This is a genomic window from Buttiauxella sp. 3AFRM03, assembly GCF_003675305.1.
Classification (GTDB): Bacteria; Pseudomonadota; Gammaproteobacteria; order Enterobacterales; family Enterobacteriaceae; genus Buttiauxella; species Buttiauxella ferragutiae.
The window spans coordinates 2,588,578-2,602,658 of sequence record NZ_CP033076.1 but is presented as its reverse complement, the minus strand read 5'-3'; the positions used below and the strand labels follow the sequence as shown (position 1 = coordinate 2,602,658).

General features: G+C 53.2%; 14 protein-coding genes. 3 read left to right on the top strand and 11 right to left on the bottom strand.

Features of this window, described 5'->3' with window-relative positions:
- Window positions 1-77: 77 nt before the first annotated feature.
- The 9 genes from phnK to phnC form a co-directional block, all read right to left on the bottom strand.
- The gene (phnK, locus tag D8682_RS13700) at window positions 78-836 is read right to left on the bottom strand and encodes a phosphonate C-P lyase system protein PhnK (RefSeq protein WP_064541076.1); all 759 of its coding nucleotides are present in this window, start codon (window positions 834-836) and stop codon (window positions 78-80) included.
- Window positions 833-1,681 carry an alpha-D-ribose 1-methylphosphonate 5-phosphate C-P-lyase PhnJ gene (phnJ, locus tag D8682_RS13695; RefSeq protein WP_064541073.1) on the bottom strand — a complete coding sequence of 283 codons (849 nt, stop codon included), beginning with the start codon at window positions 1,679-1,681 and terminating at the stop codon, window positions 833-835. Before phnJ ends, phnK begins: the two co-directional genes overlap by 4 nt.
- Complete coding sequence (locus D8682_RS13690) at window positions 1,674-2,738, bottom strand: carbon-phosphorus lyase complex subunit PhnI (RefSeq protein WP_064541070.1); 1,065 nt, start codon at window positions 2,736-2,738, stop codon at window positions 1,674-1,676. The genes phnJ and D8682_RS13690 overlap by 8 nt, the downstream gene beginning before the upstream one ends.
- Window positions 2,738-3,322 (bottom strand): phosphonate C-P lyase system protein PhnH, encoded by a 585-nt coding sequence (gene phnH, locus D8682_RS13685; protein WP_064541067.1) that lies wholly within the window; start codon window positions 3,320-3,322, stop codon window positions 2,738-2,740. Before phnH ends, D8682_RS13690 begins: the two co-directional genes overlap by 1 nt.
- Complete coding sequence (gene phnG / locus D8682_RS13680; protein WP_064541064.1) at window positions 3,319-3,780, bottom strand: phosphonate C-P lyase system protein PhnG; 462 nt, start codon at window positions 3,778-3,780, stop codon at window positions 3,319-3,321. The genes phnH and phnG overlap by 4 nt, the downstream gene beginning before the upstream one ends.
- Window positions 3,781-4,506: a phosphonate metabolism transcriptional regulator PhnF gene (phnF, locus tag D8682_RS13675; RefSeq protein WP_121814499.1), complete on the bottom strand. Its 726-nt coding sequence runs from the start codon at window positions 4,504-4,506 to the stop codon at window positions 3,781-3,783.
- An 84-nt stretch (window positions 4,507-4,590) separates the two neighbouring features.
- On the bottom strand, window positions 4,591-5,373 hold the full coding sequence (gene phnE / locus D8682_RS13670) for a phosphonate ABC transporter, permease protein PhnE (protein ID WP_064541059.1): 783 nt from the start codon (window positions 5,371-5,373) through the stop codon (window positions 4,591-4,593).
- 107 nt (window positions 5,374-5,480) lie between these two features.
- Window positions 5,481-6,497: a phosphonate ABC transporter substrate-binding protein gene (phnD, locus tag D8682_RS13665; protein ID WP_121814498.1), complete on the bottom strand. Its 1,017-nt coding sequence runs from the start codon at window positions 6,495-6,497 to the stop codon at window positions 5,481-5,483.
- A 30-nt stretch (window positions 6,498-6,527) separates the two neighbouring features.
- Window positions 6,528-7,310: a phosphonate ABC transporter ATP-binding protein gene (gene phnC / locus D8682_RS13660; protein ID WP_064541053.1), complete on the bottom strand. Its 783-nt coding sequence runs from the start codon at window positions 7,308-7,310 to the stop codon at window positions 6,528-6,530.
- A 191-nt stretch (window positions 7,311-7,501) separates the two neighbouring features.
- Between phnC and D8682_RS13655 the strand changes: the two genes are divergently transcribed.
- Window positions 7,502-8,716 carry a DUF2235 domain-containing protein gene (locus D8682_RS13655; RefSeq protein ID WP_121814497.1) on the top strand — a complete coding sequence of 405 codons (1,215 nt, stop codon included), beginning with the start codon at window positions 7,502-7,504 and terminating at the stop codon, window positions 8,714-8,716.
- 49 nt (window positions 8,717-8,765) lie between these two features.
- Here D8682_RS13655 and yjdN read toward each other — a convergent pair whose 3' ends face one another.
- Window positions 8,766-9,206: a VOC family metalloprotein YjdN gene (gene yjdN / locus D8682_RS13650; RefSeq protein ID WP_064541045.1), complete on the bottom strand. Its 441-nt coding sequence runs from the start codon at window positions 9,204-9,206 to the stop codon at window positions 8,766-8,768.
- Between the two features lie 730 nt (window positions 9,207-9,936).
- Window positions 9,937-10,272 carry a zinc ribbon domain-containing protein YjdM gene (locus D8682_RS13645; RefSeq protein ID WP_034492586.1) on the bottom strand — a complete coding sequence of 112 codons (336 nt, stop codon included), beginning with the start codon at window positions 10,270-10,272 and terminating at the stop codon, window positions 9,937-9,939.
- Window positions 10,273-10,655: 383 nt separating this feature from the next.
- Between D8682_RS13645 and D8682_RS13640 the strand changes: the two genes are divergently transcribed.
- Window positions 10,656-13,022, top strand: coding sequence for a dynamin family protein (locus D8682_RS13640; RefSeq protein ID WP_121814496.1), 2,367 nt, complete (start codon window positions 10,656-10,658; stop codon window positions 13,020-13,022).
- Window positions 13,019-13,897: a diguanylate cyclase regulator RdcB family protein gene (locus tag D8682_RS13635; protein ID WP_121814495.1), complete on the top strand. Its 879-nt coding sequence runs from the start codon at window positions 13,019-13,021 to the stop codon at window positions 13,895-13,897. The genes D8682_RS13640 and D8682_RS13635 overlap by 4 nt, the downstream gene beginning before the upstream one ends.
- Window positions 13,898-14,081: the final 184 nt, after the last annotated feature.

Genomic DNA, 14,081 nt, shown 5'->3' with positions numbered 1-14,081 from the left:
TTATCCGACCTACAGGTGTGCAGTGTGTATTTTTCGTAGGTCGGATAAGACGCGTTAGCGTCGTCATCCGACAAATGTCAATTTTGCAACACTGATGACACCAGCAACTGGGTATACGGGTGGTGCGGGTCGTCCAGCACGCGGTCGGTCAGGCCGCTTTCCACCACTTGTCCTTGCTTCATCACCAGCAGGCGGTCTGCCAGTAAACGCGCCACGCCCAGGTCGTGGGTGACAATCACTACCGCCAGATTCAGTTCGCGTACCAGGCCGCGCAGCAAATCGAGCAGGCGCGCTTGTACGGAAACGTCCAGCCCGCCGGTTGGCTCATCCATAAATACCAGTTTCGGATGCGTCACCAGATTGCGGGCGATTTGCAGACGTTGCTGCATGCCACCGGAAAACGTGGTCGGTAAATCGTCGATTCGCGAGGCCGGGATTTCCACCTCTTCTAACCAGCGCTCGGCGGTAGCGCGAATGTCACCGTAGTGGCGCGCACCGGTCGCCATTAAACGCTCACCGATGTTGCCACCTGCCGAAACGTGGCGGCGCAGGCCGTCCATCGCGTGTTGATGCACCACACCCCATTCGGTGCGCAGCAAGCGGCGGCGGTCGCCTTCGCTCATGTCATATAAAGAAGAATCGAGGTACACCACTTCGCCGTTTTGTGGGGCGAGGCGGGCGGAAATCGACTTCAGCAGCGTGGTTTTACCCGAGCCGGATTCGCCAACAATGCCCAGCACTTCACCCGGGTAAAGCTCGAATGAAACATCGCTGAAGCCTTTGCCCGGCGCGTACAGATGGGTCAGGTTATTGACCGAAAGTAAGGGTTGAGTCATGAACTTGCGGCCTCGCTGTTCTGGCGGCAGAAATCGGTATCGGAGCAGACGAACATGCGGTTGCCCGCATCGTCGAGCACCACTTCGTCAAGGTAACTGTGTTGCGAGCCGCAAATCGCGCAAGGCTCTTCCCATTGCTGGACGGTAAACGGATGGTCGTCAAAATCGAGGCTCTCGACGCGGGTATACGGCGGCACCGCGTAGATGCGTTTTTCGCGCCCGGCACCAAACAGTTGCAGCGCGGGCATCATGTCCATTTTCGGGTTGTCGAATTTCGGGATTGGCGACGGGTCCATCACGTAGCGCTCATTCACTTTCACCGGATAGGCGTAAGTGGTGGCGATATGGCCGAAACGGGCGATGTCTTCATACAGTTTCACCTGCATCACGCCGTACTCTTCCAGCGCGTGCATGGTGCGGGTTTCGGTTTCGCGCGGTTCAATAAAGCGCAGCGGTTCAGGGATTGGCACCTGGAAAATCAGGATCTGATCTTCAGTCAGCGGCGTTTCCGGGATGCGGTGGCGGGTCTGAATCAGCGTGGCATCGGCGGTGGATTCGGTGGTTGCCACGTTAGTCACACGCTTGAAGAAGTTGCGAATCGATACCGCGTTGGTGGTGTCGTCTGCGCCCTGGTCAATCACCTTCAGCACGTCGTTTTCGCCAATCACGCTGGCGGTAATTTGAATACCGCCGGTTCCCCAGCCGTACGGCATCGGCATTTCACGCCCGCCAAACGGCACCTGGTAACCGGGGATTGCCACGGCTTTGAGGATCGCGCGGCGCAGTGTGCGTTTGGTTTGTTCATCCAGATAAGCAAAGTTGTAGCCGGAGAGTGCCTTAGTCACGATTACGTTCCTTTTGCAGACGTTTAAGCAGTTCCAGTTCGGCCTGGAAGTCGACGTAGTGCGGCAGTTTCAGGTGCGAGACAAACCCGGCGGCTTCGACGTTATCGGCGTGAGCCAGCACGAACTCTTCGTCCTGCGCCGGGCCTGCTACGGTTTCGTCGTAATCCGGTGCTTGCAGCGAGCGGTCAACCAGCGCCATGGCCATCGCTTTGCGTTCGCTCATGCCGAACACCAGCCCGTAGCCACGGGTGAAGTGCGGGTCTTCATCAACTGGCGCCACAAAGCCGTTGACCATTTCGCATTCGGTTACCAGCAGTTCGCCGATGTTGACGGCAAATCCCAGCTCTTCCGGCACAATTTCCATGTCAACATAACCACTGCGAATTTCAGCGGCGAACGGGTGGTTGCGGCCGTAACCGCGCTGAGTCGAATAGGCGAGAGCCAGCAAATAACCTTCGTCGCCACGCACCAGTTGTTGCAGGCGCGATGAACGTGAGCACGGGTAAACTGGCGGCTGGCGGGTGATGTCATCGGGTTTTTCGCCGTTATCTTCTTCCGCTTTTGCCAGCCCCTGTTTCGCCAGCAGGCTGAAAACGTGCGGCGCAGGTTCGGCGTTGTCATCAGCCGTTTTCAGTTCTGGTGTTTCGCCGTTTGCCAGCAAAGTGAAATCCAGCAGACGGTGGGTGTAATCGTACGTCGGGCCAAGTAACTGGCCGCCAGGTACGTCTTTGTAGACCGCGGAAATTCGGCGTTCGAGACGCATCTCCGCGCTGTTCAGTGGCTCGCTCACCGCTAGGCGTGGCAGCGTGGTGCGGTAAGCGCGCAGCAGAAAGATGGCTTCAACCATGTCACCGCTGGCTTGTTTAAAGGCGAGTGCCGCCAGTTCACGATCCGCAATGCCGCCTTCGGTCATCACGCGGTCGACCGCCAGCCCAAGCTGTTGCTCGATTTGCGCGACGCTCAGCTCACTCAGATTCTGATCGCCACGGCGATTGTGTTCCTGCAATTGGTGGGCGGCGGTAATCGCCTTTTCGCCCCCTTTGACGGCTACGTACATCAGCACACCTCCACGTGAGTGGTGCGCGGGATGGCCAGCAGGCGCTCGCCGCAGGTGAGGATTAAATCAATGCCCAGCGGGAACGGGTGCGGGCGCTCGGTCAGTTCGTCAATCACGCAGTCGGGCAGCTGTGGGGCGATCATCCGTTCTTCGAGAATGCCTGCGCCGGTTAAGCGCAACATGCGGCCGCCGCTCAGGCTCGACACCTGCAAAATCAACGTAGCGCTAGTGTCGGGTGCCACGTCTGTTCCCTGCGCCAGAGCGTTAAGTTGCTCAGCGGTAATGGCGCTATCGGCAACGGCAAACTGTGCGTGTTCCGGCGTCTGGGAAATCGGGGTGTTGGTATGGAAGCGGACGTTTTGCAGCGTGACGTCATTGCTTAACGCTTCGCTAATCCACACCGGAGTGTCGTTGTCGGCAAGCGTCAGCAGCACGCTGGTGGAGGCGATGTTTAGCGGTTTCCAGCCATGTTGCAGTGAATGCAACGCCACGATAACGCCTGGCTCGCTCATCGCTTTTAGCAGGCGACGGAAGCTCTGTTGGGCGTCCTGCACGGGCAGGTTAAAAGCGGTCATCAGGGTCATGCGTTATCTCCGCGAACCAGAGTGAAGAAGTCGACTCGGCTGCTGTTAATTTGGGTGCGACGGGCGGCGAGGCGTTGCTCGCGGTTGGCGGCTAGCGGTGCAATTAAGGTTTCTTGTAAAGTCTGGAACTGCACTTTTTCTTGCATCAGCGCATCGATGACGGCACAGCGTTCGGCGTGGGCTTTATCGCGCCCTGAAAGGTAGCTGTAACCGTAAGTACCATTGGCAAGCTGAACCACGGCGCGAGTCAGGGTGGCGTCTCCGGCAAAGAAGCGTTGCCCGGTGCCGCCCATGCGCGCCTGGATTTGTACAAGTCCGGTTTCGGACTTGCGAATTACTTGATATTCAGGATTTAGTTTCAGTTCTGCCCAAAGTGCGGCCAGTTCTTGTGGCTGGCTGTGGGCGAGCACGGCCATCCACTGCTGGCGCTGTGCGATGTCAATTTGCGGTGCGTCCATTTAGTGCTCCATGGTGAATTCAATCATGTCGGCGCGGGTCAAGCTGACGGAGTATTCCGCCGGGTTGATTTCGCCTTCACGGTGGTTGAGAGTGCGCACGCAAAGCAGCGGAGCCATGTTGGGGATTTCCAACTGGCGGCTTTCTTTAGCCTGAGCGCGGCGTGCGCTGATGCGTGTTTGGGTACGTTTAAGGCTGATGCCGAGCTGGGTTTCGATGATGTCGTGCAGCGAACCGTGGTTGAACTGTTGCAGCACCGGCCACCAAGAAAGGTCAGCAAAGTAGTGGTCAATCAGGCACACCGCGATACCGTTGACGCGGCGTAAGGTGCGCAGGTGAATAATGTTTTCACCCTCAGTGACGCCGAGCGCGTCTGCGACATGGCTGGAAGCCGGGCGCAGTACTGCGAGTAAGCGCTCACTGGTGGGGTGGCTTCCCTGGTCGAGCAGGTTCTGGCTAAAGCGGGCTTGCGCATTTAGCGGGTAGTCAAACGGGCGCATCAGCACTAACACACCAATGCCCTGACGGCGCTGCACCCAGCCTTTTTCCACTAACTGATCGATGGCGCGGCGCAGCGTGTGGCGGTTTACGGCGTAGTGTGCAGCCAGTTGGCTTTCGGCTGGCAGGTAATCGCCGCAGTGGTAATTTTTACGCAGCTCCTGCTCTAGCAGCGCGGCGATTTTCTGGTAACGCGTCGGGTAACTGGTCGGATGTCTGGATAAGTGCATTTTCAGTCAATCCTCTGTGTGGCATTTACGGCGGATGACGCTGCGCTTATCTGCCCTACGGAAAAGAGTGGCCATCGTCATCACCTAGATAAAGTGCTTACGCAGTCGTTGCGACATGAAATCCAGCAGGCTGACGGTGACGATGATGATGATCATCAGCGCACAGGTTTGCTGGAACTGGAATCCACGAATCGCTTCCCACAACGTCACGCCAATCCCGCCTGCGCCCACCATGCCGACCACCGTTGCCGAACGGACATTCGACTCAAAGCGGTATAGCGAGTAGGAGATAAGCAGCGGCATCACTTGCGGCAGCACGCCGTAGAGGATTTCTTCAAGTTTGTTAGCGCCGGTTGCGCGGATGCCTTCCACCGGGCCGGGTTCGATGGCTTCCACGGCTTCAGAAAGCAGTTTGGAGAGCACGCCCGTGGTGTGGATGAACAGTGCCAGGACGCCTGCGAAGGGGCCGAGGCCGACGGCGACCACGAATAGCATCGCAAACACCATTTCGTTGATGGCACGGCAAGCGTCCATTAAGCGGCGCATTGGTTGGTAAACCCACCATGGCACCAGGTTGTCGGCACACATCAGGCCGCAGGGAATGGAGATAACGATAGCCAGTGCGGTGCCCCAAACGGCGATTTGCAGGGTGATAAACATTTCCCCCAGGTAATCACGCCATTGGCTGAAGTCAGGTGGGAAGAAGTCGGCCGCGAAGGTGGCCATGTTGCCGGAATCTTTAATCAAAGTGAGCGGTGCCATTTCCGCGCCTTGCCAGGAGGCTACGAGGACCGCTAACAAAATCGCCCAGCTCAGTAGCGAGAACCAGCTACGTTTTGGTGCGGCGATTTGAATGGTTTGCTGCATGGAGTGCTCCGTTGGTTTGTGCTTCTTTGCCCTCACCCTCTCCCTCAGGAGAGGGAGAAAACCGGTCTATCCCCTCTCCTGAGGGAGAGGGTGAGGGCCTGAGGCGATTACTGAACTGCTTTATTCACGCTGGTCATCGCAGACAGTGCGGCAGTCAAACGATCCAGGTCGCTAAGTTGGTTTTGCAACTCGCTGACCTTCAGGGTTTTGTCTTTCTCATCCATGCCTTTGTTGTCCTTCACACCCTGCATCTGTTTAAACAGCGCCAGCTGGCGAATCGGCACCAGTTGCAGGTCGCTGGATGGACGGAACGGTGCCCAACCCAGGCGGCTCAACATTTCTTTCTCTTCCAGCGTTTTGCCGTAAGTCATAAAGAAGTCGTAGATTTTGTCTTTGGTGTTTTCGGACAGGTTTTTACGCCATACGATTGGGTCGCCCGGAATCAGTGGCGATTTCCAGATGACCTTCAGTTCTTTCAGTTTGTCTGGTGCAGAGGATTTCAGTTTTTCGAGGTTTTCGGTGTTGTTGGTTGCCACGTCGATTTGCTTATTCGCAACCGCCAGGGCGTTGGTTTCATGGCTGGCATTCACCGAACGTTTAAATTCGTTCACCGAAACGTTGTTCTTGGCGAAAACGTAGTAGCCTGGGACGAGGTAGCCAGAGGTTGAGTTCGGGTCACCGTTACCAAACGTCAGGTCTTTACGTTTTGCCAGCAAGTCTTGCAGGTTGTTGACTGGGCTGTCTTTGTTAACAATTAGCACGCTCCAGTAACCCGGAGAGCCATCTACCGCCACGGTCTGCGCAAACACCTGGCCGTTAGCGCGGTCTACCGCTTCCATCGCCGAAAGGTTGCCGTACCAGGCAATATCAACCTTGTTAAAGCGCATGCCCTGAATGATCCCTGCGTAATCCGGTGCGAAGAAAGCGTTCACTTTCATGCCCAGTTTTTTCTCCATGTCCTTCAGGAACGGTTCCCATTGCGGCTTCAGGTTTTGTTGCGATTCGGTGGAGATAATGCCGAAGTTCAGGGATTTTTCTTGTTCATCCGCATGGGCTGCGTTGAACAGGGCGCTAACGCTCAGCAGGCTGGTAAAGGCTAGTGCTTTTACGGCTTTGTAGCTCATGACTGTTCCTTGAGGTAGATGACAAATTTGTTAGGCAGCGACCGCATCAACGCGAGCCATACTGCGGTAAAGATTTCCCAGCCGTTCGTTGTCGAACGCCGAACTGCTTCCGTCGTAGAACACATGGCCCTGGCGCAACGCGACAATGCGTTCGCAGTAGCGCAAGGCGTAATCCACCTGGTGCAGCGTCACCACCACGGTGATGCCATCCAGACGGTTAATGTCGTGCAGTGTTTCCATCACGATGCGTGCGGATTCCGGGTCGAGTGAGGCAATCGGCTCATCGGCGAGAATCACTTTTGCTTGCTGCATCAGAGCGCGGGCAATTGCCACGCGCTGTTGTTGCCCACCGGACAGGGTGGAGACACGTTGATGAGCAAACTGAGTCATGCCGACGCGGGTCAGTGCCTGCAACGCACGTTGGTTTTGTTCGCGGGTGAACCAGTTAAAACAGGTGCGCCAGAACGGCGTGGAACCCAGTGCGCCAATCAGCACGTTTTCCAGTACTGTCAGGCGGTTTACCAGGTTGAATTGCTGGAAGATGTAGCCGGTGTGCGCGCGGCTTTTACGGATGTCGCTTGCCAGACGGCCCGCTTTTTGGACGGTGCGGCCGAGCAATTCAACATGGCAATCGGCTGATTTATCAGAAGTAATCAGGCCGCTAAGATGGCGTAAGAGGGTGGATTTGCCTGAGCCAGACGGCCCCAGCAGAGCGACCATCTCACCTTCGTTGACTTCAAGATCGACGGCATTTAGCGCCTGATGCTGGTTGAAGGTTTTGCTCAGTTTGTTGACGCGAATAATGTTTTGCATCACAAGGCTCCTTAAAAAGTTGCCTCATGGTGCCGATGAAGTGTGACGATTTTGTTAACGTTATATTTCGATATGATGAAGAGTGAGTCACAGCCTGGAAGTCATCAGGCTAATCAACTATTTGTCGTATTGTGAGTCGCTTCGTTTTTGTATTTCCTTACTAGTACCCGTCGGTCATTGGGAAGGCAGCGATGAGCAAGAATATTATTTTTTGTGCCGATGGCACATGGACCGCTCCAGGTGTAGAACCAAAAATTGATGATGAGACTGTAGCCAGTAATGTTTATCAGTTATTTATTGATTTGAAAGGCGTTGTTGACCAGCAGAGTTTGTTGTTAGCCAATGAGCAAGAAAAAGTGCTGACGGATAACAGCGGCAATGTGGTGCAAGTGGCGAAGTATATTTATGGCATGGGCGATCCGCATAATGGCCTGGTAAAACGGTTAAGTGGCGTATTTGGCGCGAATTTGATCGTGCCGATCCTGCGCGGCTACACCTTTATCAGTCGCCACTGGCAAGCGGGCGACAGGATCTATTTGGTGGGGTTTAGCCACGGTGCTTATACCGCGCGGGTACTGGCGGAGATGATCATCGATCGCGGGCTATTAAGCCGTGAAAAGCTGAATTTAAACCTGCGCAATAAAGAAGAAGCCTGGCGCTTTGCCTCATCGGTGTGGGCACAGTATCTGGCCCATTCACCAGAAATGAGCCCCAGTCTGTTAGGCAGCGTGGTACGCGAGTTGCCGGGTTTTTTTTGCGACAGCGTCGACCCAACCTGCATTACGCGTCCGTCTTCCATTGAAGCGGTGGCGGTGTGGGAAACGGTCGGACAGATGGGCATTCCTAAATATTTCAATGACAAGCGTTACAACGTTTTCCGCTTTAACAATACCGAGCTGCATCCAAGGGTCAAATATGGCCTACAGGCGTTGGCGATTGATGAACAGCGCGTCGATTTAGCCCCGGTGCTGTGGGACAACCGCGATCGTATTTTGCAGGTGATGTTTCCCGGTATTCATCAGGATGTCGGCGGGGGGTATGACAATACTGGTGAGGATCGTAGTTTGTCGAATGGCGCGTATTTGTGGATGCACGATGCGCTCGACGATTTGGGGATTAATCTCGCCCCCAGCGACGTCGCGGCTGACCCGCTCGGGCCGCTGCATTGTGACTGGTATCCGCCAACCCGTTATTTGCGCATTTTGCCGCGCCAGCTTCCTCCGCCAGTGACCTCATCAATGATGGTTCACCATTCGGTTATTGAACGGTTGACGGGTGGTTCAGAATTGCCGCAGCAGTCGGCGGTGACCGGGGAATGGCTGGCAGGGCCTTACGTTCCGCAGCCGTTACAGGACTATTTGCACGGGCAGGGCGCAATCCCAATCAGCTGGGCGATTGCACGTTAGGATTAAGGGGCTGGCGCCTGTTATCGCAGGCGGTCGCCCCTAAAACTGATTACATCGGTTTTTCGACGTTTACCATCCACGGAATGCCAAATTTGTCGGTAAACATTCCGAAGCCTTTCGCCCAGAATGTTTCGCTCCACGGCATAGTGACTACGCCACCGGCGGAAAGGTTATCAAACCAGCGTTTTCCTTCAGCAACATCTTGACTGGAAAGACTCAGCGCATAGCCAGCGTGCTTCGCTTTATCGGAATCCATCATATTGCCGTCGCTCATCATCACGTCGCCGCCGCCAATGCGGACGTTAGCGTGCATGATTTTATCGTCTGGCCAGTTAAAACCGCTGTTGCATCCTTCAGCCGACTGATTCTGGTCTTTTGGCATTTCGCCAAACGTCATTTTAAACAGCAGTTCAGCACCCACCGCTTGTTGATAGAACGCGATCGCTTCTTCGCAGGTGCCGTCAAAAAAGATGTAGGGTCCAACAGACATAACTTATTCCTCTTATACACGGAGTGCAGAAGAAGTGTAGTTGCGGGGAGTGGGGCAAGCCAGGCGGGGGGGAGTGGTTTTTCAGCCTCTTGTGGGGGGAGATCTGTAAGCCTCGCGGATTTTCCGTTCACCCGTGCGTTCAGTTATCTCTTTAATTACCGATAACGGTGAACGTATCAAGGGGTTAACGCCAACCCCTTGATAATCCAGGCGCCCGGCAAATCAATCGCCGCTAAAGCGGTAAACACCGTTTTTCACCCAACATTCGGGGTCGTTCGCGATTCGTTCCAGACGATCGCTCTCTCACGTGGCTCCCGGCCACGTGACCCCGACTGAAGGGTAAAAAACGGCGCGATTGAAGCCGGGAACAAGGTCAAAACCGCTCTGGCTTATGACTTTGACCTTGAATTTCGGGTCCGGCTTAAATCGCCTCCATTTTGACTCCAGGTGGCAGGGTCCAGCCGTCGGGAACGGCTGGAGGGCGCGATCGTCTGGAACGAATCGCAACCGACCCTGACACGGAGGCTAAATGGAGGTTTACCGCTTGCGGCGATTTATTTGCCGGGAGTCAGGGTTCTTAGGGTGGCGACGGTGGCCACCCTAAGACGTTCACCGGTTCTGTGGCGACATAAACATTCAATCGCCTGGTGAACGGAACCTTCTCCGAATCAGCAGGAACCGTCCTTCAAAGATGCGTACAAGAAACCGCCTTGGCGATAGGGGAATTTACTTAGTTCTTCTTCACAAACTCTGACTTCAGCTTCATCGGACCAAAACCATCAATTTTACAATCGATGTTATGGTCGCCTTCAACCAGACGGATACCCTTCACTTTAGTGCCAATCTTCAGCATTGAAGAGCTGCCTTTCACTTTCAAATCTTTTACTACGGTGACGTTATCGCCATCAGCCAGCAGGTTGCCATTGGCATCTTTAACAATCAGTTGGTCGCTGTCTTGGGCGGGTTCTGCATCATTCCATTCATGCGCGCATTCAGGGCAGATAAACATACCGTTGTCTTCGTAGGTGTATTCAGAATTGCATTTTGGGCAATGAGGGAGTGTCATATTCGTCATCTCTGGAGTCATAGCTTTAAAAATAGCGGTTTCCCGCAAAAGTGGCGAAATTATACATTAAAACCTGGTTTTTGTGTGGATGATTGCCGCTGTGCCTTATCGAATGGGCCAGGAGGAAAACAAAAAGAGATATTTTCACTGCGCAATCAATTGCTAAATTCGCGATGAAAATACACAATTAGTTTATCAAAATGCGTTATTGTATTTTCCTCTGGTTGTCTGATCAGATTTTATCTATATAAATAAAACATCTTTAATATAACATTATCGAATTAATGATTCCTGCGTGTAATTATAAATGCCGGTACTTAATCGGTAAGAAAATAAATGACTTTATAAAAATCCGGATAATTTGATTTAAGGAAGGATTTTTTATGTACACACAAGCAATATTTGAGTTAGGTCAGGAGGCTGAGCGGTTATTGCAACTTGCGCTGCAAAATCTCAATACCTTAAAAACGACCTCTTTTACTACACAGCAAGACGAGAATTATTTTGGGCAATCGCCGACGGGGTCGGTTGTTCCTCCTAAGTTTTGTCCGCGTGGCATTCAGGTGCAGCAGGCGTTGTTGCAAAATGAGCTACGCAAAATCACCCAACATGAAATGGTGTTGGCAATCGTCGGGACGGTGAAAGCGGGGAAATCGACTACCATCAACGCCATTATTGGCACAGAAGTCCTGCCAAACCGTAATCGCCCGATGACAGCGTTACCCACATTGATTCGCCACACGCCTGGTCAGCGTGAACCGGTGCTGCATTTCCCGTACGTGCAACCCATCGAGGAATTAATGCAGGCCTTGCAACTTCGCTTGCAACAAACCGAAAGAGAAACGTTGGGCAGGCATCTGGAAATTGATCGGGATATGGCGGGGTTATTAACCAGAATAACCATGGGGGAATCTTTTGCTAAGCATTATCTTGGTGCTCAGCCTATTTTTCATTGCCTGAAAAGCCTGAATGATTTAGTGCGCTTATCCAAAGCACTGGATGTCGCATTTCCATTTAAAGCCTATGCCGCAATTGAGCATGTTCCGGTCATTGAAGTGGAATTTGTCCATTTAGCTGGAATTAATGAAAGCTATGGGCAACTGACTTTATTAGATACTCCTGGCCCAAATGAAGCCGGGCAACCGCATCTGCAAAAAATGCTCCAGGAGCAACTGGCGCAAGCCTCTGCCGTGCTGGCGGTGCTGGATTACACCCAACTGAAGTCGGTTTCTGATGAAGACGTGCGAAAAGCGATATTAGGTGCTAGTTCTTCGGTGCCGTTGTATGTGCTGGTGAACAAGTTCGATCAAAAAGACCGCAATGGCGACGACGAAGCACAGGTTAAGACATTGATTTCAGACACCTTGATGAAAGGGGTGATTGAGCCAAACCATGTTTTCCCCGTCTCTTCAATGTGGGGATATTTAGCCAACCGCGCCCGTCATGAACTGGCATTGCACGGTATGTTGCCGGATCCCGATGAACATCGCTGGGTGCAAGATTTTGCCGATGCGGCGCTGGGCCGCCGTTGGCGTAGTAGCGATCTCATTGATTCAGAGAGTTTGCGCCAGTCAGCCGAATTATTGTGGGAGGACTCGCAGTTTGCCAGCCCAATCAAAAAAGTGCTGCATGCCGCACATGCTAACGCCTCGATGTACGCGCTGCGTTCTGCTTGCCAGAAATTACTGGTCTACACGCAGGGCGCGGAAGATTACCTGAATTTCCGCTGCCAGGGGTTGCGCATTGCCAGTGAACAATTACAGCGCAATATCGCAGCACTTGAAGATGACATGCGTCTGGCGACCGACAGCCAGCAGTCGGCCAGTGCAGTTGCACAAAGCAATGTAAACCAGGCTGTGCAAACGATGGAGGATTTCATCCGCCGTTATGAGCTGCAAATTAATGCCAATATTGCGGACTATTTCCTGCAAGGTACGGTGCCGGAAAAACTCACCCGTCAGGCGTTGTCGTTTGGTACGCGTCGCGGAATCGATTTTGATGCCCGCAATGAAACGCTGAGTTTTGATGATGAACAATCGGCGCAAATTGCGCTACACAGAATCCGTGCTTCATGCGAGGTAATCCTCACCGCGGCGCAGGAAAAGATGACTGAGGAGCTGATGCATCTGTTCAGTTTTTTGGAAGTCGAACTGGCGGATACGCTGCGTAATACCTTAAAACCGATTGAAGCTCGCGTCGCTCAAGGGCTAACCCAGGCCGGATTTCGCACCAATATCAGCCTGCCAGTGTTTCACGTCGGGTTATTAAATTTCAATGCCAATCAGGCATTTAACCAGCTGATTGAAGAGCAGGATATTCCTGTCGCACAGTTACGCCGCCCGGCAGGGATGCGTGGCACCGTTGCGCGCTGGCTGAATAGCGACGAATGGGGCTGGGAAGGTTACACCGTGATGCAAAGCCGCTACGTGATTTCCCTGCCTGATGTGCAGCGCAAGCTGAGTGAGCACATTGCCAGCTTCCTGTTGCAGCTCAATCAGACCATGACTGTGCAAATTGAATATGCCGTGAGCGAGGGAATGACGGCCTTCTTTGCTGATTTTTCTCAAGCACTGGACGCCATACATCTGAACCTGCAACAAAGCCTGATAGCACGCCAGCAAAATGAAGATGCGGTCACGGCCTTGCGCCAACAGCTCCAGCAGTGCTTACGCACCACGCGATATATCCATGAGGACACCCGCCTGCTGCGGGATGATATTCAGACGCTATTTACGGTAGAACAACCATGAGCAATTTATTACCTGGAACGCCAACTCGCGCCCTGGAATGTGTCGCTGAAAAATTTGTCGTCGATTTTGCAAAGAATAGTGGTGTCACGCGTGAACCATGGCACAGCCAGCAAAGCAAAGCATTTTATCAGCGGCTGATTGGTGAATTTATCGGCCAGAGTCAGTTGCAAAAATGGGCGCTGGACGAGGTGTTGATGGATACGCCTGAAGTGACGATGGCGATGCTCGGACAGCTTTGTCAGCGGGTGGGGAAAAAGCACCACGCGCTGGTCAAAGTCTATGAAAGTGTCACGGCTTTAGTGGCAGCTTCAGTGCGGTTGGCCAACGACTCAACCATCACCCGCCAGCAATTATCTCAAGTGCAGCAGCAGCTTGCGCAGCGTGTGGGTAAACTGGAAACGCAATTACACGGTACGGATTTGACACATTTGGGCATTGTGCATTGCGAGCAGGTTTTCGCCCGTTGGCAGGCCGGACATTACCTCAGTTTCTCCCCCGCTGGGCGCTGTTATGTCGCGCTGCAAGAGTTGTACTGGGGGGCATTTGGCGATGCGGTGCGCTTTGGTCATTCATTGCAGGCTAGCGAGCTAATTGAACAAGTGCGTGCGCTGGCTATCAGCCAATTAGCGCACGATGTGAATGCGTCTGTTCGCACACGTCATTATTACTATGAATGGCTGATGTTTCCGTCCACACCGGAAATGATGGAAAGCAAAGAAGCGCTGGCATGGCTTGGTGACGATTCGGACTGCGAAAAGCAACCCGTGAGCTTTGCGACCACCCAAACCCACCGCGGCGTGTCATTGGGAATGCCACGAATATGTTCCGCAATGCGTTTGGGTAGCGCGATGGTTGATGAAGTTCTGATTAAATAAAAAATGAATACCGCAATTATCCTAAATATATATATTTTGTATTGAATGTGACCAAAGGATGTGTTCACATTTATCATATTGTGAATTTTTATTAAATATTGTGTCTATGCGGGGTCTTTTTAGCGTCGGCATTATTGTTCATGGACGAAATAATTGTGCATACAAAATAATTGCACCCTTAGTA

What these genes read in the sequence shown, in the direction of transcription:
- phnK (WP_064541076.1), bottom strand. Translation starts at nt 836, where the DNA reads ATGACTCAACCCTTACTTTCGGTCAATAACCTGACCCATCTGTACGCG.
- D8682_RS13690 (WP_064541070.1), bottom strand. Translation starts at nt 2,738, where the DNA reads ATGTACGTAGCCGTCAAAGGGGGCGAAAAGGCGATTACCGCCGCCCAC.
- phnH (WP_064541067.1), bottom strand. Translation starts at nt 3,322, where the DNA reads ATGACCCTGATGACCGCTTTTAACCTGCCCGTGCAGGACGCCCAACAG.
- phnG (WP_064541064.1), bottom strand. Translation starts at nt 3,780, where the DNA reads ATGGACGCACCGCAAATTGACATCGCACAGCGCCAGCAGTGGATGGCC.
- phnF (WP_121814499.1), bottom strand. Translation starts at nt 4,506, where the DNA reads ATGCACTTATCCAGACATCCGACCAGTTACCCGACGCGTTACCAGAAA.
- phnE (WP_064541059.1), bottom strand. Translation starts at nt 5,373, where the DNA reads ATGCAGCAAACCATTCAAATCGCCGCACCAAAACGTAGCTGGTTCTCG.
- phnD (WP_121814498.1), bottom strand. Translation starts at nt 6,497, where the DNA reads ATGAGCTACAAAGCCGTAAAAGCACTAGCCTTTACCAGCCTGCTGAGC.
- phnC (WP_064541053.1), bottom strand. Translation starts at nt 7,310, where the DNA reads ATGCAAAACATTATTCGCGTCAACAAACTGAGCAAAACCTTCAACCAG.
- D8682_RS13655 (WP_121814497.1), top strand. Translation starts at nt 7,502, where the DNA reads ATGAGCAAGAATATTATTTTTTGTGCCGATGGCACATGGACCGCTCCA.
- yjdN (WP_064541045.1), bottom strand. Translation starts at nt 9,206, where the DNA reads ATGTCTGTTGGACCCTACATCTTTTTTGACGGCACCTGCGAAGAAGCG.
- D8682_RS13645 (WP_034492586.1), bottom strand. Translation starts at nt 10,272, where the DNA reads ATGACACTCCCTCATTGCCCAAAATGCAATTCTGAATACACCTACGAA.
- D8682_RS13640 (WP_121814496.1), top strand. Translation starts at nt 10,656, where the DNA reads ATGTACACACAAGCAATATTTGAGTTAGGTCAGGAGGCTGAGCGGTTA.
- D8682_RS13635 (WP_121814495.1), top strand. Translation starts at nt 13,019, where the DNA reads ATGAGCAATTTATTACCTGGAACGCCAACTCGCGCCCTGGAATGTGTC.